This is a genomic window from Microbacterium sp. W4I20 (assembly GCF_030816505.1).
Lineage (GTDB): Bacteria > Actinomycetota > Actinomycetes > Actinomycetales > Microbacteriaceae > Microbacterium.
Window position 1 is genome coordinate 2,172,973 of sequence record NZ_JAUSYB010000001.1, and the last position, 20,089, is coordinate 2,193,061.

At 69.6% G+C, this 20,089-nt stretch carries 18 protein-coding genes; 7 read left to right on the plus strand and 11 right to left on the minus strand.

The features are described from left to right. Positions 1-161 precede the first annotated feature (161 nt). The 6 genes from QFZ21_RS10505 (at position 162) to QFZ21_RS10530 (ending at position 8,098) form a co-directional block, all read left to right on the plus strand. Positions 162-251, plus strand: coding sequence for a potassium-transporting ATPase subunit F (locus tag QFZ21_RS10505; protein ID WP_307377589.1), 90 nt, complete (start codon positions 162-164; stop codon positions 249-251). Further along, positions 251-1,930, plus strand: a complete 1,680-nt coding sequence (kdpA, locus tag QFZ21_RS10510) for a potassium-transporting ATPase subunit KdpA (protein WP_307377592.1) — start codon at positions 251-253, stop codon at positions 1,928-1,930. Before QFZ21_RS10505 ends, kdpA begins: the two co-directional genes overlap by 1 nt. 1 nt (position 1,931) lies before the next feature. Continuing rightward, positions 1,932-4,166, plus strand: coding sequence for a potassium-transporting ATPase subunit KdpB (kdpB, locus tag QFZ21_RS10515; protein WP_307377594.1), 2,235 nt, complete (start codon positions 1,932-1,934; stop codon positions 4,164-4,166). Positions 4,167-4,278: 112 nt separating this feature from the next. Then, positions 4,279-4,881, plus strand: coding sequence for a K(+)-transporting ATPase subunit C (gene kdpC, locus QFZ21_RS10520; RefSeq protein WP_307377596.1), 603 nt, complete (start codon positions 4,279-4,281; stop codon positions 4,879-4,881). Beyond that, positions 4,878-7,430 carry an ATP-binding protein gene (locus tag QFZ21_RS10525; protein ID WP_307377599.1) on the plus strand — a complete coding sequence of 851 codons (2,553 nt, stop codon included), beginning with the start codon at positions 4,878-4,880 and terminating at the stop codon, positions 7,428-7,430. The genes kdpC and QFZ21_RS10525 overlap by 4 nt, the downstream gene beginning before the upstream one ends. After that, positions 7,427-8,098 (plus strand): response regulator, encoded by a 672-nt coding sequence (locus QFZ21_RS10530; RefSeq protein WP_307377602.1) that lies wholly within the window; start codon positions 7,427-7,429, stop codon positions 8,096-8,098. Before QFZ21_RS10525 ends, QFZ21_RS10530 begins: the two co-directional genes overlap by 4 nt. A gap of 114 nt (positions 8,099-8,212) precedes the next feature. Here QFZ21_RS10530 and QFZ21_RS10535 read toward each other — a convergent pair whose 3' ends face one another. Both QFZ21_RS10535 and QFZ21_RS10540 read right to left on the minus strand, forming a co-directional pair. Then, a complete protein-coding gene (locus QFZ21_RS10535) occupies positions 8,213-9,007 on the minus strand; it encodes a tryptophan-rich sensory protein (RefSeq protein ID WP_307377605.1) in 795 nt (264 codons plus the stop codon). 49 nt (positions 9,008-9,056) lie between these two features. Further along, positions 9,057-9,635 (minus strand): TetR/AcrR family transcriptional regulator, encoded by a 579-nt coding sequence (locus QFZ21_RS10540; RefSeq protein ID WP_307377608.1) that lies wholly within the window; start codon positions 9,633-9,635, stop codon positions 9,057-9,059. Between the two features lie 95 nt (positions 9,636-9,730). On the opposite strand from QFZ21_RS10540, the gene QFZ21_RS10545 reads away from it, so the two are divergent. Then, on the plus strand, positions 9,731-10,573 hold the full coding sequence (locus tag QFZ21_RS10545; protein ID WP_307377611.1) for an alpha/beta fold hydrolase: 843 nt from the start codon (positions 9,731-9,733) through the stop codon (positions 10,571-10,573). A gap of 95 nt (positions 10,574-10,668) precedes the next feature. Here QFZ21_RS10545 and QFZ21_RS10550 read toward each other — a convergent pair whose 3' ends face one another. From QFZ21_RS10550 to QFZ21_RS10590, 9 genes are all read right to left on the minus strand, one after another. Next, positions 10,669-11,634 carry a siderophore-interacting protein gene (locus QFZ21_RS10550; protein ID WP_307377614.1) on the minus strand — a complete coding sequence of 322 codons (966 nt, stop codon included), beginning with the start codon at positions 11,632-11,634 and terminating at the stop codon, positions 10,669-10,671. After that, entirely contained in the window at positions 11,624-12,424 is an 801-nt protein-coding gene (locus tag QFZ21_RS10555; protein WP_307377616.1) for an ABC transporter ATP-binding protein, read from the minus strand. The genes QFZ21_RS10550 and QFZ21_RS10555 overlap by 11 nt, the downstream gene beginning before the upstream one ends. Next, entirely contained in the window at positions 12,421-13,494 is a 1,074-nt protein-coding gene (locus QFZ21_RS10560) for an iron chelate uptake ABC transporter family permease subunit (RefSeq protein ID WP_307377620.1), read from the minus strand. The genes QFZ21_RS10555 and QFZ21_RS10560 overlap by 4 nt, the downstream gene beginning before the upstream one ends. Further along, positions 13,491-14,495, minus strand: a complete 1,005-nt coding sequence (locus tag QFZ21_RS10565; protein ID WP_307381288.1) for an iron ABC transporter permease — start codon at positions 14,493-14,495, stop codon at positions 13,491-13,493. Before QFZ21_RS10565 ends, QFZ21_RS10560 begins: the two co-directional genes overlap by 4 nt. Before the next feature lie 79 nt (positions 14,496-14,574). Then, positions 14,575-15,600 carry an iron-siderophore ABC transporter substrate-binding protein gene (locus QFZ21_RS10570; RefSeq protein WP_307377622.1) on the minus strand — a complete coding sequence of 342 codons (1,026 nt, stop codon included), beginning with the start codon at positions 15,598-15,600 and terminating at the stop codon, positions 14,575-14,577. Between the two features lie 257 nt (positions 15,601-15,857). Next, positions 15,858-16,061 (minus strand): cold-shock protein, encoded by a 204-nt coding sequence (locus QFZ21_RS10575; RefSeq protein WP_017831237.1) that lies wholly within the window; start codon positions 16,059-16,061, stop codon positions 15,858-15,860. Between the two features lie 76 nt (positions 16,062-16,137). Continuing rightward, positions 16,138-19,131 carry a LuxR family transcriptional regulator gene (locus QFZ21_RS10580; RefSeq protein ID WP_307377625.1) on the minus strand — a complete coding sequence of 998 codons (2,994 nt, stop codon included), beginning with the start codon at positions 19,129-19,131 and terminating at the stop codon, positions 16,138-16,140. Next, a complete protein-coding gene (locus tag QFZ21_RS10585; protein WP_307377627.1) occupies positions 19,101-19,397 on the minus strand; it encodes a hypothetical protein in 297 nt (98 codons plus the stop codon). The genes QFZ21_RS10580 and QFZ21_RS10585 overlap by 31 nt, the downstream gene beginning before the upstream one ends. 185 nt (positions 19,398-19,582) lie before the next feature. Beyond that, complete coding sequence (locus QFZ21_RS10590) at positions 19,583-20,038, minus strand: SRPBCC family protein (protein WP_307377631.1); 456 nt, start codon at positions 20,036-20,038, stop codon at positions 19,583-19,585. Between the last annotated feature and the right edge of the window lie 51 nt (positions 20,039-20,089).

A 20,089-nucleotide genomic window follows, 5' to 3' on the forward strand; every position in this document is an offset into this window, starting at 1 on the left:
CGCGCATGGGTCGGGCGAGAACCCGTAGGGGAACCGTGAGGATCGACGGATGCTGCGCCGCAGCGGAGTTGTATCGACTCCGTGCTCGACATCATCTACATCGCGCTGACTCTCGCGCTGTTCGCCCTCGTCTCTCTCGTGGCCAAGGGGGTGGAACGACTGTGATCGTCTTCGAGATCGCCGCCGCCGTCCTCGCCGTGGCCGCGATCGTCTACCTCGTGGTCGCCCTCGTCGCCCCGGAGAAGTTCTGATGGGCGCGGAGATCTGGTTCGGCGTCCTGCAGCTTGCGGCCGTCGTGGTCGTGCTGGTGCTGCTCTACCGCCCCCTCGGCGACTACATCGCCCGCATCTACTCCACACCGCGCGACCTCCGCGTCGAACGCGGCCTCTACCGACTGATCGGCGTCGACTCGCGCTCGGAGCAGACCTGGCGCGCCTATGCCCGCAGCGTGCTCGCCTTCTCGGTCGTGGGCGTCGTGCTCGTCTACTCGCTGCAGCGCCTCCAGGCATTTCTTCCGCAGTCGCTCGGGCTGCCCGCCGTTCCCGAGGGACTCGCGTTCAACACCGCGGCATCCTTCGTGGCCAACACCAACTGGCAGTCCTACTCGCCGGAACAGACCATGGGCTACGTCGTGCAGCTCGCCGGCCTCACCGTGCAGAACTTCGTCTCGGCGGCCGTCGGCCTCACGATCGCGATCGCGCTCATCCGCGGGCTTGCGCGCCGCGGCTCGACGACGATCGGCAACTTCTGGGTCGACCTGACCCGCGGGCTCGGGCGCCTGCTCCTGCCGCTCGCGCTGATCGGCGCGGTCGTCCTGCTCGCAGGAGGCGTCGTCCAGAACTTCGCGGGCTTCACCGACATCACGACCGTCTCGGGGGGAACCCAGACGATCCCGGGCGGACCGGTCGCCTCCCAGGAGGCGATCAAGCTCCTCGGCACCAACGGCGGCGGCTTCTTCAATGCCAACTCGGCGCACCCGTTCGAGAACCCGACCGGGTTCACGAACCTGTTCCAGATCCTCCTCATCCTGGTGATCCCGTTCGCCCTCCCCCGAACCTTCGGACGCATGATCGGCGACCACCGCCAGGGCTATGCGATCGCCGCGGTCATGGGCACGATCTTCCTCGTCTCGACGTTCGCCCTCTCGGCGCTCGAACTCGCCGGTCGCGGCACCGTGCCCGAACTCGCCGGGGCCGCGATGGAGGGCAAGGAGGTGCGCTTCGGCATCCTCAGCTCCACGCTGTTCGGCAGCGCCAGCACCCTCACCTCCACCGGCGCGGTCAACTCGATGCACGACTCGTACACGGCCCTCGGCGGCATGATGCCGATGCTCAACATGATGCTCGGCGAGGTCGCCCCCGGCGGCGTCGGCTCGGGTCTGTACGGGATGCTCGTGCTCGCGATCATCGCGGTCTTCGTCGGCGGACTGCTCGTCGGCCGCACCCCGGAGTACCTCGGCAAGCGGATCGGCCCGCGGGAGATCAAGCTCGCGAGTCTCTACATCCTCGTGGTCCCGGCGCTCGTGCTGGGCGGGACTGCGCTGAGCTTCGCGATCCCCGGCATCCGGGCCGACGTCGAGGCGACCAGCATCCTGAATCCGGGCGTGCACGGCATGGGCGAGGTGCTCTATGCCTTCACCTCGGCCGCGAACAACAACGGCTCGGCCTTCGCCGGGCTCACCGCGAACACCCCCTGGTTCAACACGGCCCTGGGCGTCGCGATGCTGCTCGGCCGCTTCCTGCCGATCGTGCTCGTACTGGCACTGGCCGGCTCATTCGCCGCGCAGGAGCGGGTCCCCGCGAACTCCGGCACGCTCCCCACCCACCGGCCGCAGTTCGTCGGCCTCCTCCTCGCCGTGACGGTCATCGTCACCGCACTCACCTACTTCCCCGTGCTCGCACTGGGACCCCTCGCCGAAGGACTCGTCTGACATGACCACGAACATCGATCCATCCCACCGGTTCCTGAGCGAGGAGCGCAGCGACGAGACGAAGGGCACCGCCACACCCCCGGTCCCTGAGCCCGTCGAAGGGCAGGATGCTGCGGCATTCACACCCGCCACCGACAAGCCCGCCCGCGCGTTCGGCTGGTCGCAGCTCGTCCAGGCGCTGCCCGGGGCGCTGCGCAAGCTCAACCCGGCCTCGCTCGTCCGCAACCCTGTCATGCTGCTGGTGTGGGTCGGCGCCGCCTTCACCACCGTGCTCGCGGTCGTCGAGCCGTTCCTGGGCGGCCCGGCCGACTCCGGCGGAACCCCCGTGCCGGCCCCCTTCACCTGGGGCATCGCGGTGTGGCTGTGGCTGACCGTGCTGTTCGCGAACGTCGCCGAGTCGGTGGCCGAAGGCCGCGGCAAGGCCCAGGCCGCGACACTGCGCAAGACCCGCACCAGCACGATGGCACGGCGGGTCGTCGGGTACGACCAGGAGTCGGATGCTGCCGCCGAGCGCGCCGCGACCGCCGAGGTCTCGTCGGCCGAGCTCCAGCGCGACGACATCGTGATCGTCGAGGCGGGCGAGCTGATCCCCGGCGACGGCGACATCATCGCGGGCATCGCGACCGTCGACGAGTCGGCGATCACGGGCGAGAGCGCCCCGGTCATCCGCGAGTCCGGCGGCGATCGCAGCGCCGTCACCGGAGGCACCCGCGTGCTGTCCGACCGCATCGTCGTGCGCATCACCTCGAAGCCCGGCGAGACCTTCGTCGACCGGATGATCGCCCTCGTCGAGGGCGCGAGCCGTCAGCGCACGCCGAACGAGATCGCGCTGAACATCCTGCTCGCGAGCCTGTCGATCGTGTTCGTGATCGTCGTGCTCGCACTCAACCCCATCGCCTCGTACGCGGCGTCGCCGGTCAGCATCCCCGTGCTGATCGCTCTGCTCGTCTGCCTCATCCCGACGACGATCGGCGCCCTGCTCTCGGCCATCGGCATCGCGGGCATGGACCGCCTCGTGCAGCGCAACGTGCTCGCGATGTCGGGCCGCGCGGTCGAGGCGGCAGGAGACGTGACGACGCTGCTGCTGGACAAGACGGGCACCATCACCTACGGCAACCGTCGGGCGCACGAGGTGCTGCCCCTGAGCGGCGTGCCCGACGACGAACTGCTGCGCATCGCGGCGCTGTCGTCTCTCGCCGATCCCACCCCCGAGGGCGCCTCGATCGTGGAGCTGGCCGCGAGCCGCGGCATCCGGGTCGAACTGCTGGCGGATGCGATCGTCGTGCCGTTCACGGCGCAGACGCGCATGAGCGGGCTCGACCTCGCCGACGGCACGCAGATCCGCAAGGGCGCCGGCTCGGCCGTGCGGGCGTGGCTGTCCCTGTCGGGCGACGATGCGGAACTCACCGCGCTGACCGACGGGGTCGCCCAGAGCGGCGGCACGCCACTGGTCGTCGCCGTCAAGGGCCCTTCGACGAGCTCAGGGACCCAGGCCGACCGCATCCTCGGGGTCGTGCACCTCAAGGACATCGTCAAGGACGGACTCCGCGAGCGGTTCGACGAACTGCGCAGCATGGGCATCCGCACCGTCATGATCACGGGCGACAACCCGCTCACCGCCCAGGCGATCGCTGCGGAGGCCGGCGTCGACGATTTCCTCGCCGAGGCGACACCCGAGCAGAAGCTCGCCTACATCCGCCGCGAACAGGAGGGCGGACGCCTCGTCGCGATGACCGGCGACGGCACCAACGACGCGCCCGCGCTCGCGCAGGCCGACGTCGGCGTCGCGATGAACACCGGCACCTCTGCCGCGAAGGAAGCCGGGAACATGGTCGACCTCGACTCGGATCCGACCAAGCTCATCGACATTGTGCGCATCGGCAAGCAGTTGCTCATCACCCGCGGAGCCCTCACGACCTTCTCGCTCGCCAACGACATCGCCAAGTACTTCGCGATCATCCCGGCGATGTTCATGGGCGTCTTCCCCGGGCTCGCGACCCTGAACATCATGCAGCTTCACTCCCCGGCATCCGCCGTCACCAGCGCGATCATCTTCAACGCGATCGTGATCGTCTTCCTCATCCCGCTCGCGCTGCGGGGTGTGAAATACCGTCCGGCGAGCGCCTCGCAGATCCTGCAGCGCAACCTGCTCGTCTACGGCCTCGGCGGCGTGATCGCCCCGTTCATCGGCATCAAGCTCATCGACCTCGTCGTGAGCCTGATCCCCGGCTTCTGACGTCCTTCGTCTCGTCGCTTCGCTCCTCGCTCAGGAACCGCGCTCACACCTGGTCCCTGAGCGAGCGAAGCGAGACGAAGGGCCACCCCGCCACTTTCCAGAAAGGCCCCTCATGTCCTCCACCCGCACCGCCGTCCGCACGACGGGCGTCGCCGTCCGCGCGATGCTCATCCTCACCCTCGTGCTGGGCGTCGGGTACACCCTGCTCGTCACCGGCATCGGCCAGCTGCTGCTGCCGTACCAGGCGAACGGCTCGCCCCTCCCCGGCGACCGGGGCAGCGCCCTGATCGGCCAGGCGGCGACGGATGCCGACGGCGAAGCGCTGCCCGAATACTTCCAGTCCCGCCCCTCCGCTGCCGGCGACGGCTACGACGGCACCGCGTCGAGCGGCAGCAACCTCGGCCCCGAGAACGCCGACCTCATCGCCACCATCGCGGAGCGCAAGACCGCGATCGCCGAACGCGAGGGCGTCTCACCCGACGACGTGCCGGCGGATGCCGTGACGGCATCCGGCTCCGGTCTCGACCCGCACATCAGCGTCGCCTACGCCCTGCTCCAGGTCCCGCGCGTCGCGGCCGCCCGGGGACTCGACGAGCAGGACGTGCGCCTGCTCGTGGAGTCTAGGATTCAAGGGCGGGATCTGGGATTCCTGGGCGAGGAGCACATCAACGTCGCCGAACTCAACCTCGCACTCGATGACCGGGAGGGCGCATGAGCACAGAGCCTTCCCTTCGACGGGCTCAGGGATCCAGGGGGCGCCTCCGCGTGCTGCTGGGTGCCGCACCCGGGGTCGGCAAGACCTTCGAGATGCTCGCCGAAGGACGCCGCCTGCAGGACGAGGGGCACGACGTCGTCATCGCGATCGTCGAGACCCACGAGCGCGCGGCGACGCACGCGCAGACCGTCGGCCTCGAGGAAATCCCCCGACGAGTGGACGAGCATCGTGGCGTTCCGCTGACCGAGCTCGACGTGGACGCCGTCCTCGCGCGCTCCCCCGAGATCGCCCTGGTCGACGAACTCGCACACACGAACACGCCCGGGTCGCCGCATCCGAAGCGCTGGCAGGACGTCGAGCGGCTGCTCCAGGCCGGTATCGACGTCATCACGACCCTGAACGTGCAGCACATCGAGTCGCTGAACACGGTCGTCGAGAAGATCACCGGCATCGCCCAGCAGGAGACGATCCCGGATGCCGTCGTGCGAGCCGCCGACGAGATCGAGGTCGTCGACCTCGCACCCCAGTCGCTGCGGGATCGCCTCTCGGCCGGTCTCGTGTACCCCGCCGAGCGCATCGATGCGGCGCTGTCGAACTACTTCCGCCTCGGCAACCTCACCGCACTGCGGGAACTCGCCCTCCTCTGGCTGGCCGACGAGGTCGACAGCGCGCTGCGCAGCTATCGCGCGGAACAGGGCATCGAGGGCACCTGGCAGGCGCGCGAGCGCGTGGTCGTCGCACTGACCGGAGGCCCGGAGGGCGAGACCCTGCTGCGCCGCGGAGCCCGGATCGCGGCACGCTCAGCCGGCGGAGAGCTGCTGGCGGTGCACGTCTCCGCCCAGGACGGCCTCCGCGACGAGACGCCGGGCGCCCTCGACGCGCAGCGCACCCTCGTCGAGTCGCTCGGCGGCAGCTACCACCAGGTCGTCGGCGATGACATCCCCGGGACCCTGGTCGAGTTCGCGCAGGGCGCCGATGCCACGCAGCTCGTCATCGGCGTCAGTCGGCGCGGTCGACTCGCCGCCGCGCTCACCGGACCCGGGATCGGCTCCGAAGTCATCCGCCGCTCCGGCGACATCGACGTGCACATGGTCACGCACGCCGCGGCCGGCGGACGACTCGCCCTCCCGCGGATGACCGGCGGCGCACTGGGCTGGCGACGGCAGGTGCTCGGCTTCGCGGTCGCACTCGTGTTCGGCCCGCTGCTCTCCTGGGTGATGTTCACTTTCCGCAGCCCCGAGTCGATCACGGCTGAGGTGCTCGCGTATCAGCTGCTCGTCGTGGTGGTCGCGCTCATCGGCGGCATCCGTCCTGCCGTGTTCGCGGCGGTGCTGTCGGGCATCACGCTCGACTTCCTCTTCGTCGCTCCCCTGTTCACGATCACCGTCGCGCATCCGCTGCACGTGCTCGCGCTCGGGCTGTACGTCGTGATCGCGATCCTGGTGAGCATCATCGTCGATCAGGCCGCGCGGCGGGCGCGCACCGCCCAGCGCGCCGCAGCCGAGGCCGAGCTGCTCGCCGCGGTCGCCGGTAACGTGCTCCGCGGCGACAACGCCGTGCTGGCGCTCGTGAGCCGCACCCGGGAGGCATTCGGGCTGAGCGGCGTGCGCCTGCTCGCACCCGACGGCGAGGTGCTCGCGAGCGACGGGGAGCCGGTGCCCGACGGCCGGGCGACCGCGATCCCGGTCGGCGTCAGCCCGAACGGTGTGCCCCGCGCGACGCTGGAACTCAACGGCGACCCGCTCGCCGGTCCGGAGCGCCGGCTGCTCGACGCGATCGTGGCGCAGCTGTCCGCCGCGATCGAGCACACCGATCTCCGGGCGACGGCCTCCGAGGCCGAAGCCCTCGCAGAGACCGACCAGGTGCGCAGCGCCCTGCTCTCGGCGGTCAGCCATGACATCCGTCGTCCGCTGGCATCGGCCGTCGCCGCGATCGGGGGACTGCGCGGTGCGCACGAGCTCTCGGCATCCGATCGCGCCGAGCTGCTCGAGACCGCAGACGAGAGTCTCGCGGCACTGTCGAGCCTGGTCACCGATCTGCTCGACGTGAGCCGTGTGCAGGCGGGGGTGCTCGCCGTCTCGGCGACCCGACTGGAGGCCACGACCCCCGTGCTCGCCGCGATCGACGAGCTCGGACTCGGCCCGGCCGACGTCGACCTCGCTCTCGACCCGGCGCTCCCCGCGCTGCAGGCAGACCCCGTGCTCCTGCAGCGAGTGCTCGTCAACGTGCTGGCGAACGCGCACCGCCACGCCCCGGCGGGAACCCGCGTGCTGATCTCGACCAGTGCGCTCGGGGACCGCGCCGAGATCCGCATCGTCGATCGCGGACCCGGAGTGGCCCCCGAACGGCGGGACAGCATCTTCCAACCGTTCCAGCGCTTCGGCGACACCGACAACACGACGGGACTCGGCCTCGGACTCGCCCTGTCCCGCGGATTCACCGAGGGCATGGGCGGTACCCTGACACCCGAGGACACACCGGGCGGAGGCCTCACCATGGTCATCTCCCTGCCGCTGGCCGCATCGCGAGAAACGGAAGGCACGGAGTGAAGCTCCTCATCGCCGACGATGACCCCCAGATGGTGCGGGCGCTGCGCATCACCCTCGCGGCCCACGGGTACGAGGTCGTCGTCGCCCCGGACGGCGCGGCTGCGATCGCCGCGGCCGCACAGACGCATCCCGACCTCATCATGCTCGACCTCGGGATGCCGAGGCTCGACGGCATCGAGGTGATCCAGGCGCTGCGCGGTTGGACGAACGTGCCGATCATCGTGGTGTCCGGACGCACCGGCTCCGCCGACAAGGTCGAGGCGCTGGATGCCGGCGCCGACGACTTCGTCACGAAGCCGTTCCAGGTCGACGAGCTGCTCGCGCGGCTGCGGGCGCTGTCGCGGCGAACGGTTCCCGTAGGCGGCGAATCGGTGGTGTCGTTCGCCGACGTCGTCGTCGACCTCGCGACCAAGACGGTGACGCGCGCGGGTTCTCGCGTGCATCTGACGCCGACCGAGTGGCGCATGCTCGAGCATCTGGCGCGGCATCCCGGGGCGTTGGTCACGCGGCAGGATCTGCTAAAGGAGATCTGGGGCAGCGAGCAGGTGTCCGACTCCGGCTACCTGCGGTTGTACATGTCTCAGCTGCGCAAGAAGCTCGAGCAGGAGCCGAGCGCACCCGCCCATCTGCTCACCGAATCCGGGATGGGCTACCGGCTGGTGCTCTGACAGCCGGGTCCCCCGTTCACAATTCAGTCAGAATTTCGGCCGACCGGCCCGGGAGCGCGGTTCTGGGGGCTACGCGCAGATTCTGGCTGAATTGTGAACGGGCAGCGGCCGGAACTACCCCGCCGCGACGGCCCGGCGCCGCCGCAGCACAGCCACGACCCCGGCGACGACGAGCAGCACAGCGACGATGATCGCGGCGATCGCGGTCGTCGTGCTCTCGGGCTCCCCGGTCAGCCGCCCGACGGCGAGCCAGGAGAGGCCCCACACCGTCGCCAGCGCGGGAGCGATGCGGCCGGTGAACCACGCGGATGCCGCGCCGATCACCAGCACGGCCACGAGTACGGCGACGGCCCAGACCTCGGCCTGATCCGCCCAGCTCGCCGGGGCGACCTGAGTGAGCCACGCGGTGATGTTGGCGACCGTGGCGATCGTCACCCATCCGAAGTGGAGGCCGTTCGCGCCGTCGGTGAGAATCCGGTCGGCGAGGTTCTTCGCGGGGAAGCGCCCGAGGATCACGATGACGCGGGCGATGGTCGCGAGCAGCAGCGCGATCACGATCCAGGTGAGGACCAGCGTGAGGAACTGCGCGGTCACCAGCCACAGCCCGTTCAGCACCATGGTCGCCGCAATCCATCCGCCGACCGCGCGCTGGCGTTCGTCCACACGCTGCGGGGGCAGCGCCTGCCACACCGTGTACGCGATGAGCCCGAGGTAGATGAGCGACCAGATCGAGAACGCCGGCCCCGCCGGAGCGAGGTAGGAGCCCTGAGCCGAGAGGGCTCCGTCCTGCAGCTCGCTGACGGAGGTGCCCCCGAAGGCGCCCGATCCGACAGCGGCGGCGATCAGCATGAACGTTGCCGCGGCGATGATCACGGCCTGGCGGATGATGTCCTGTGTCCGGGATTCCATGGCAGGGACTTTACCACCAACTCGCTAACCTGGTTAGTGACTTGCCTGGTTAGAGTCGGACGGGCGAGGAGCGGACTGCGGCGTCGATCAAGACCTCCGCGGCATCGCGAGCCTGCACCGCGACCTGCGGATCGGCCGAGATCGCCGCCGTGCTCTGCGCGCCTTCGGCGAGGATCGACAGCTGAGCGGCGAGAGCCGCAGGCGCGCCGGCACCCTCGACGAGTCCGGTCATGTACTCCTGGAACGAGGCCTTGTGCGTGCGGACGATCGAGGCCACCTCGGGGTTCGTCCCGCCCAGCTCGCCGAACGCGTTGATGAACGCGCAACCACGGAAGTCGTCGGTGCAGAACCAGTCCTCGAGATAGCCGTACACCGCGAGAAGTCGTGTGCGGGCGTCGCCACCGGCATCCGCCACTGCGGCCGTGAGGCCGTTCTCCCACTCGGCGTGCTTGCGCGCCAGCACCGCGGTGACGATGTCGTTCTTCGCCGGGAACAGCGTGTACAGGCGGCGCAACGACACGCCGGCGGCAGCCCGCAACTCGTCCATGCCCACGGCCGCGTATCCCTTGCGGTAGTAGAGCTCGTCGGCGGCGGAGAGGATGCGTTCGCGTGCCTCGTCTTCGGTCATGCCCAGAGTTTACTTGACATGAGAACGAACGTTCTCTAGATTGTTCCTATCGAGCGAGAACGATCGTTCTCACCGGAACCGGAAGGATCAGGATCATGGGTTACATCACCGTCGGAGACGAGAACAGCACCCCGATCGAGCTGTACTACGAAGACCAGGGAGCCGGTCAGCCCGTCGTCCTGATCCACGGCTATCCGCTCGACGGCCACAGCTGGGAGCGCCAGACCCGCGAACTCCTCGCCCAGGGCTACCGCGTCATCACCTACGACCGCCGCGGTTTCGGCCAGTCGTCGAAGGTGAACGCCGGCTACGACTACGACACGTTCGCCGCCGACCTCAACACCGTGCTCGAGACTCTCGACCTGCGCGACGTCGTGCTCGTCGGGTTCTCGATGGGCACCGGAGAGCTCGCCCGCTACGTGGCGAAGTACGGTCACGACCGCGTCGCCAAGCTCGCCTTCCTCGCCTCGCTCGAGCCCTTCCTCGTGCAGCGCGACGACAACCCCGAGGGCGTGCCGCAGGAGGTCTTCGACGGCATCGAGGCTGCCGCCAAGGGCGACCGCTTCGCGTGGTTCACCGACTTCTACAAGAACTTCTACAACCTCGACGAGAACCTCGGCTCGCGCATCAGCGAGCAGGCCGTCACCGGCAGCTGGAACGTCGCGATCGGCAGCGCACCCGTCGCCGCCTACGCCGTCGTCTCGTCGTGGATCGAGGACTTCCGCGGTGACGTCGAGGCCGTGCGCGCCGCCGCCAAGCCCACCCTGATCCTGCACGGCACGAAGGACAACATCCTCCCGATCGACGCGACCGCCCGCCGCTTCCACCAGGCGGTGCCGGATGCCGACTACATCGAGGTCGAGGGCGCCCCGCACGGTCTGCTCTGGACCCACGCCGACGAGGTCAACGCCGCGCTGAAGGACTTCCTCGCGAAGTAGTCCGCGCGCAGCATCCGCTCCCGTGGCAGAAGATGTGGGTTCACGCCCGGGGAACCCACATCATCTGCCACGGGAGCGTCGTGTGTGCGCCGGGGTCAGCCGCGCATCGCGACGCCGCGCCGCCAGTACCCCATGAACGCGACCTGCGAGCGGTCGATGCCGAGGTCCTTCACGAGGTGGCGGCGGAGCGTCGTGACCACGCTGCTCTCGCCGGCGATCCAGAAGTAGCGTTCGGCCGGAGCATCCGTCACCGCGATCTCTTCGCCGAGCCCCGAGTAGTCGGGCGTCTCCCAGAGCAGATCCTCGGTGTCGACGTCGGTCAGGTCGATCTCCTGCAGAGCGTCGGCATCGCCGAGGTACGAGAGCACGGCGGGGATGACCTCGAAGCCGTGCAGCTCGCCCGCGGTGCGGGGCAACCAGCGCACCTCCACGCCGGCGGGCGCATCGATCGGCAGCACATCCTCGGCACTCGGCACCTCGAGGAAGGCGATGCCGCGAAGATCCCGGGGAGCGTCTTCGAGGATGCGGGCGATCGCCGGCGCCGCGGTCTCGTCGCCCACGAGCACGACCGACGGGGCACTTCCCGGCGCGAACTCCGCGCCGCCGTGCGCATCGGCGGGCACCCCGCGCCGCGGCCCCACGACGAAGAGCTCCTGGCCGACGGCCGCGGCATCCGCCCACCGCGAAGCGGGTCCGCTGAGGCCCGGCGCGAGGTGCAGCACGAAGTCGACGTCGACCTCGGTCGCCGCCGTCACGGGGTCGACGCGCAGATCGCGCACCGAGTAGGTGCGCATCGAACCACGCTCCTCCTCCGGCACCGCGAGGTACGAGCCCCACCAGTCGCCGGTGTCGCGATCGAGGGGCGGAAGGATGCCGGATGCCGGCGGGAAGACGAGCTTAATACGCGAGTCGAACACCTCGCCGGGCGTGCAGAACTCGAACAGTTCGTCGCCGCCGAAGGTGACGCGCACGAAGTTCGGCGAGACGCGCGACACGGCGAGAACCTCGGCGCGAGCGAGGACGTAGGTGGGGCGCTCGGTGGTGGTGGTCTCAGCGGACATGATGCCTCCCGATGGGCGTGACCATCGGCTTGCCGGAGACCGGGTCGATGGTGATCTGATTGGCGAGGCCGAAGACCTCTTCGACGAGGCTGGCGGTGACGACCTCCTGCGGGGCACCAATGGCGTGCACCCGGCCCTCCTTCATCGCGACGAGCTCATCGGCGTAGCGGGCGGCCATGTTGAGGTCGTGCAGCACCATGACGATCGTCGTGCCGCGCGAGACGCTCAGGTCGGTGAGCAGGTCGAGCACCTCGATCTGGTGGGCGACGTCGAGGAACGTGGTGGGCTCGTCGAGCAGCAGGATGTCGGTCTCCTGCGCGAGCGCCATCGCGATCCACACCCGCTGACGCTGCCCGCCGGAGAGCTCGTCGACGCTGCGGTCGGCGAGGTCGGTCGTGCCGGTCGCCTCCAGGGCATCGGCGACGACCTCGTAGTCGTGGGCGCTCCAGCGCGCGAGCATCTTCTGATGCGGATGCCGCCCGCGGCCGACCAGGTCGGCGACCGCGATGCCCTCGGGCGCGACCGGTGACTGCGGCAGCAGGCCGAGGATGCGGGCGACCTCCTTCGTCGGCCGGGCGTGCACGGACTTGCCGTCGAGCACGATCTGGCCCTCGGTCGGCGACAGCAGACGCGCGAGGGAGCGCAGCAGCGTCGACTTGCCGCATCCGTTCGCCCCGACGATGGTGGTGATCCGGCCCGGTGCGATCTGCAGGTCGAGCCCGTCGATGATGGTGCGGTCGCCGTAGGAGAGGGTCACCCCCTCGGCCGACAGAGTGTGCGAGACGGTCATAGCGAACCCCCGGAGCGGTTGGTGCGGACGAGAAGGTAGATCAGGTACGGGGCGCCGAGCACGCCGGTGACGACGCCGACCGGGTACCGGGTGCCGAGCGCGAACTGGGCGACCAGGTCGCTGCCGAGCACGAGCGCCGCGCCGACGAGGGCGCTGGGCACCAGGAGGTTGGCGCCGGGGCCCGTGAGCCGCGCGGCGATGGGACCCGCCATGAAGGCGACGAACGCGATCGGTCCGGTCGCCGCGGTCGCGAACGCCAGAAGGGCCACGGCGCCGAGCATGAACAGCAGCCGGGTGATGTTGACCCGTACGCCGAGACCCGCGGCCGAGTCGTCGCCGAGCTGGAGCGTGCCGAGTGCGCGCCCCTGGCTCAGCATGAACGGCAGGATGATCGCCGCGGCGATGGCCACCGGCATCACCCGGTCCCACGAGGCGTTGTTCAGGCTGCCGGTGAGCCATTGCATCGCGACCTGGATGTCCCAGTTCGGCGCACGGGACAGCAGGTACGAGACGACGCTCTGCAGCATCGCCGCGACACCGATGCCGATCAGGATGAGGCGGGTGCCGGCGAATCCGCCCCTGATCGACAGCGCATAGATCACGGCGGCGGTCGCGAGCGCACCGCCCAGGGCGAGCAGCGAGACCAGCGGGCCGTTGAACGAGAAGACGATGATGCCCATCACCGCGGCGGCGCTGGCGCCCTCCGAGATGCCGATCACGTCGGGGGAGGCGAGCGGATTCCGCAGCAGCGTCTGGAAGCTGACGCCGGCGACTCCGAACCCGATGCCGACCAGCACCGCCAGCACCGCGCGCGGCAGCCGCAGCTCACCCACGGTGAAGGAGGCACCCGGCACGGTCTCGCCGAGGATCACGCGGACGACCTCGTCGAGCGGATAGAACGTGTTGCCGATCATCAGCGAGACGAGGAGCAGCGCGAGCACCAGCGCACCCAGCACGACGGATACGATGCCGTGGCGGCGGTGGCGGGACCGTCGGCCGGCGATGATCGCGGCGACGCGGTCGGCAGCGGGGCGTGTCGGCCGGTCGAGGGTGTGCTCGGTCGTGCTCACAGCTCACGCACCTTCGTACGGCGGACGATCCAGATGAAGAACGGGGCGCCGACGAGAGCGGTGATGATGCCCACCTGGATCTCCTCGGACGACGGCGCGATGACCCGTCCGATGATGTCGCTCGCGAGCAGCAGCGCGGAGCCTGCGACGGCCGAGAACGGCAGCAGCCAGCGGTGGTCGGTGCCGATCAGCATGCGGCAGACGTGCGGGATGACGAGCCCCACGAAACCGATCGGACCGGCGATCGCGGTCGCCGCACCGGCGAGGATGACGGCGCCGACGGCCGACAGCATCCGCGTGCGGAACACGTGCTCACCGAGCCCCTTCGCCATGTCGTCACCGAGGGCGAGCGAGTTCATGCCGCGCGCGCTGAGGAAGCAGATGAGGGCCCCGAGCGCGAGGACCGGCGCGGTGATGGCGATGCGCGGCCACTCGGCGCCGCCGACTCCGCCGATCTGCCACGACTGGAAGGTCTGCAGCAGGTCGACGCGGGGCAGCATGATCGCCCCGATGAGGGAGGCGAGCGCAGCCGAGGTGGCGGCCCCGGCCAGCGCGAGCTTGAGCGGGGTCGCGCCGCCGCGGCCGAGCGAGCCGACGGCGTAGACGAAGACCGCGGCGACCGCGGCGCCGACGATCGCGAACGCCATCTGACCGTAGGCGTTCGACAGGCCGAAGAAGGCGATGCCGCAGACCACGGCGAGCGAGGCTCCGTTCGACACCCCGAGGATGCCGGGGTCCGCGATGGGATTCCGGGTCACGGCCTGCATCGTCGCGCCGGACAGCGCGAGAGCGGCGCCCACGAGGATCGCCAGCACCGTTCGAGGGATGCGTTTCACGATCGCGGCCTGCGAGATCGTGTCGGTCTGACCTGCGAGCGCCGCGAAGATGTCGTCGACCGTGACCTCGCGCACCCCGAACGAGATCGAGAGGATGCTGAGCACGACGAGCACCCCGGCCCCGACGAGGAGCCAGAGGGTGCGCACCACCACCGGGCGCCGCATGTCTGCGGCGCCCGGTGCGATGGCCGTTGCGGTTGCTGAGGTCACGGAGAAGGTCTTTCCGCGGATGCGGATCGATGGACTACTTCGCGAGCGGGGCAGCCAGCAGGCCGAGGTAGTCGGACAGACCCCACGGGATCGACAGCGGCGACGGGTTGGCGGATGCCGCGACCGGCGTGGCATCCGGCAGGATCGCGATGCGACCCTCGGCGATCGCGGGGATCTTCGACAGCAGCGGGTCGGCCTGCAGCGTGGCGATCAGCGAGTCGTCGCCGTAGGTGACGAACACGTCGACGTCGGCGAACTTCTCGGCCTCTTCAGCGCTGACCGTGAGGTAGAACTGGTCGCTGTCGGCGTTCTCCTCGACGATCGCCGGCATCGGGAGGCCGATGCTCTTCAGGTAGCCGGGGCGGGTGTCGATCTGGGTGTAGAACCCGATCTGGCTGAGGTCGGCCGGGTCGAGGTAGGCGAACAGCACCTTCTTGTCGACGAGAGCGCTGTTGGCCTCGAGCGCAGCATCCGCGTCGGCGTGGAGCTCTTCGATCAGAGCGTCGCCCTCCTTGGAGAGGCCGAGGGCGGCGGAGTTCATCTCGATCATCTCGTCGACCGAGGTGCCCCAGGCGACCTTCGGGTAGGCGACGACCGGAGCGATCTTGGAGAGCTGGTCGTACTCCTCGTGGGTGAGGCCGGAGTAGGCCGCGAGGATCACGTCGGGCTGCGTGTCGGCGATGGCTTCGTAGTCGAGGCCGTCGTCGTTGTTGAAGAGCACCGGCTCCTCGCCGCCGAGCTCGTCGATCTTCTCCTCGACCCAGGGCAGGATGCCGTTGCCGTCGTCGTCGCCCCAGGAGGCGGAGGCGAGGCCGACCGGCACGATGCCGAGGGCCAGCGGCACCTCGTGGTTCGCCCATGCGATGGCGGCGACGCGCTCGGGCTTCTCCGTGATGGTGGTTTCGCCGTAGACGTGCTCCACCGTGACGGGGAAGGCGTCGTCGGACGCGGGGTTGCCGCCGGCGGAGGCGGTGGACTGCGGGGCGGTCGACGAGCAGGCGGCGAGGCCGACGGCCAGCACGGCCGCGGCGCCGATGGCGAGAAGACGGGAGGTGCGCACAGGCGTTCCCTTCGGGGTTCGGGTGTGGGTGTCGGCGCGAGATCCGCGCCACAGGCTTTGGTAAGCCTGCCCTAATCTAACAGAAGGTTAGGTATGCCTCAGCCCCCGGGTCCGCCACCCCACCGCCTTTCGAATCGCGCAACTGGGGGATTTTCGGGCCCTTATCCCCCCAGTTGCGCGATTCGAAACGGTCCCGGCGCACGAAAAACCGGCCGGACCCGTGAGGGTCCGGCCGGTTTCAGGAAGTCAGCGCGCGCTCAGAGAGCGCGGATGTTCGCCGCCTGCATGCCCTTGGGGCCACGCTCAGCGTCGAATTCGACCTTCTGGTTCTCGCGGAGCTCCTTGAAACCGGAGCCGGCGATAGCCGAGTAGTGGGCGAAAAGGTCGTCCGAGCCGTCATCGGGAGCGATGAAGCCGAAGCCCTTTTCCGCGTTGAACCATTTCACAGTGCCAGTGGCCATGTGTTTTCTACTTTCTATTTGACTTAGCCGCTTGCGCGGCCTACGCCGAATCGGAACATCCGATACACGCGCTCGCTCAACGTACCACGGCTGGCTGCCGAGTAGCAGAGAAACCTGGATTCTGATGTGCGAGTGCGGCCTCGGTGCGGGTGCTGACCCCGAGTTTGCGCAGCACAGCGGAGACATGGACGCTCACGGTCTTGACGCTGATGAACAGCCGTTCGCCGATCTGGCGGTTGCTCAGACCCTCGGCGATCAGCTCGAGCACCTGCCTTTCGCGGGCGGTCAGCGACTCGGCATCGGCGGCACCGGTCGCCACGGGGCCGTTGGCCGCACGGAGCCCGGCGTCGGATGCGAAGCGTGTCACGGCCGCCTGCAGTTGCGCGTGTCCGAGCTGATCGGCGATGGCCGTGGCCTCATCGAGGACCACCGTGGCCGCTGCGCGGTCACCGGCGTGCACCAGCATCCGCCCGCGCTCCAGGCGCAGCACGACGCGGAAGGTGATCGGCACGTCGTCGCCGTCGGCCCGGTGAAGGGCCGCGTCGACGGACTCGGGGCGCGGATCGAGGAGCGCGTCGAGGATCAGCGACCACGCGTCACCCTGCAACTGCGGAGGCTGCGCGGTCCACGCGGCGCGCAGGATCTCGGATGCCGCACCGACCTCAGCACCCTCGGCGCGCAGTTCGGCGATCAGCGCTCCGCCTTCCAACATCAGGCGGCGCTGGTGCAGCAGGGCGGGCCGGTCGTCCTGGAGCATCTCGAGGATGGTGTCGAGTGCGGCCTGGGGGCGGCCCGCGCTCTGCGCCACTGCGACGATCATCGTCACCCGGTCGTACCAGATCTGCCGCTCGGATTCGCCGGTCTCGAGGAAGGCCGGCAGCCATTCCTGCATCAACTCCTCGGCCTCGGCCGATCGCCCCCGCCACGCCAGTGCGCAGACGCGGGTCATGCTCATGTACATGCGGAACACGCGCAGCGTGCCCTGCACGAAGTCGCGGGACAGCATCTCTTCGACACGATCGATCTCGCCGAGCTCGAGCAGCGGCGCGATCATGTTCTGCACCATGATCGACCCCGAGGTGCGCTCGACTCGGAGCTCGCGGGCCCGGCGCAGCCCTTCCTCGGCGATCTCGACCGCCTCGCGATAGCGCCCGAGCAGGGTCAGCAGGTCGGAGTAGTTCACGCGGTATCGCATCTCGGCGCTCGTTCCCGCGGCGAGCACGCGCGCGCGCTCATACTCCCGCACGCCGGCCTCGACCTCCCCCAGGTGCGCGAGTGAGCCTCCGCGCACGTTCGCAGCGACAGAGAGCTGATCCGTGGACTCGGCTCCCGCGGCCGCACGCTCGGCCTCGTCGGCGAGGCGGAGCGCCTCGGCGCGGTCGCCCGAGATCATGTGGCGGCTCGCCAGGTGGTTGAGCAGCTCGGCACGGAAGACCTCGTCGTCGAGACGCTCCTCGGCGATGGTCAGGGCCTCCTGCAGCAGCGGGATCGCCCCGAGACGCCCGAGGTTGACGAGGTACAGGGCCTTGTTGCGCAGCAGGCGCGCGTGCTGTCGCGGATCGACGGTTTCGGGGTCGATCTCGTCGAAGGCGAGGTTCGCGACCGCCAGCGCCCGCTCTCCATCGCCCGCATTGCGAAGGACCGAACCCAGCACAAGCAGTAGATCGAGGCGGTCGACGCCCACGGCATCCGCTGCATCCGGCACCTGAGGCCACAGCTCCAGCACCATCTCACCGAAGCGCGCGGCGCTCGCGAACGCGTATCGCGCCTTCGCGTGCCGCATTGCCTGAGCGGCGGCGATCAGAGCCCGCCGGTCGTCTTGCGCGAGCTGCCAGTGGTAGGCCAGCGCCGCGGCGTCGCCGGTGTCGGAGCCCGCGCACTGTGCCTCGAGCGTCTCGGCGTACGCACGGTGCAGGCGGGCCCGCTCCCCCGGAAGAAGGTCGTCGTGCACGGCCTCGCGCAGCAGGGCGTGCCGGAAGCGGTAGTCATCGTCGACGACGACCAGGATGCCACTGCGGGTCGCCTCGCGGATCGCCTCATCGAGCCGCTCCTCCGGCAGGTCGACCAGACGCAGGATCAGCGGATGCGACAGCGGACGCTCGGCCCCCGACGCGACCTGCACGACGCGGCGGGCGTCGTCGCCGAGCCGGTCGAAACGCGAGAGCAGGAGGTCGCGCAGGCTGTCGGGAAGCGGTCCCTTCGTGCAGCCCGCGATCTCCTCGACGAAGAAGGGCACGCCCTCCGCTCGCTCCTGCATGCGGTCGACCGCCGCCTGGGTCATGGGCTGGCCGGTGATCTGCTCGGCGAGCTCGCGTACGGCGCGGGCGTCGAGCCGCTCGAGGGTGAGGCGCTCGAGGAGCCGGGACCTGGTCGCCTCGCCGATGAAGCGGCTCACCGCATCGCCGCGCCGCACGTCGTCGGTGCGGCAGGTGATCAGCAGCAGGATGCGCCCGCGGCCGAGGGCGCGCAGCAGGAACGAGAGGATCGCGAGGGTGGATTCATCCGCCCAGTGCAGGTCTTCCACCACCAGCACCTGGGGAACCCGCTCGGCCGCCGCCTCGATGAGCGAGGCGATCGCATCGCGCAGCCGCTCGGGACTGGTGCGCTCACGGTCGGTCGGGGTGGATACGAGTTCGGGCAGCAGCATGCCGAGCGCCTCCGCGCCGATGCCGACCGATTCGCGCACGCGATCGACACCCATGCTCGCGACGATCGATCGCAGGATGCCGGTCAATGGGCCGTACGGCGTGCGCGAAGCCCCGAGATCGAGGCACCAGCCGATGTGCACGTCGGCCGTCCGCGCGATCTCGCCGGCGAACTCGCGCAGCAGTCGAGACTTGCCGATGCCGGCCTCGCCCTCCACCAGGACGGCTGCGGGCAGGCCCTCGCGCACACCGTCGAAGAGACGACGCACTTCGGCGAGGTCGGCATCGCGGCCGACCATCACGGAGCTCGGAGCGGACTGCGGCATGGAGACATCGTCCCACCCTCCACCGACATCCGGGGTGGTCTCCGCTGCAGGCAGCACGCGCTCCGGATTCACGGTGCGGATGCGGCGATCGGCTCGCATCCGTTCGCCGATCGAGCACCTGACGCTCGGCTACCCGCGGCCCGGTCACCGGGGCGGGATCCCGCCACGGCGGCGGCCGGTGCACGACCCGCGGCATCCGTCTTCCGGCCGAGCACGCGGCGCAGCATCCGCCGCACCGGGCCAGCCGGACGGGGCACGATCTGATCGGCATGTTCGAGCAGGAAGCGGCGCCGCTCAGCGGCCTGCGCGATCTGCTCCTGATCGAACGTGGTCGACTGGAGGGTGAGATAGGGGTGCTCGAACATGGCTTCTCCTCGGCGGTTGGGGTACCCCCTACGCTCCGCTCTGAGGTACCCCGCCGACATCGGACGGATGCCCTATCTTTCGGATGCTGCCACCTAGGGATGCCGCCGCCCGAGGGCACCGGCGCCGGGCACGGCGAAGGCCCGAACGCAGCGGATGCTGCGCCCGGGCCTTCGAATTGCTCAGGTCAGGCTTCGACGTCGCCGCGCCACGCGCCGGTCTCGGCGCCGCGGCTCTCGATGAACTCCTTGAAGTTCTGGAGGTCCTTCTTGACGGCGTGCGAACCCGCTCCGACGAGGGAGCCGAGCTTCTCGAGGAGCCCCTCGGGCTCCCAGTCGATCTGCACGGTCACGCGCGTCGTCGTGTCGGAGAGCTTGTGGAACGTGACCGCCCCGGCGTGCTCGGTCTCGCCCCCGGTGCTGGTCCAGGCGACACGCTCGTCGGGGTGCTGCTCGGTGATCTCGGCGTCGAACTCGCGCTCGATGCCCCCGACCTTGACCTTCCAATGGGTGTGGGTGTCGCCGGTCTGCGTGATCGACTCGACCTCGTCGAGGAACTTCGGGAAGCTCTCGAACTGCGTCCACTGGTTGTAGGCGGTGTTGACGGGAACGTCCACGTCGATGGTCTCGATGATCTGCACCATGTGATGCTCCTCACTGCTCGTCGTTCAGGTTCGTGTTCCCTCATTCAGCCA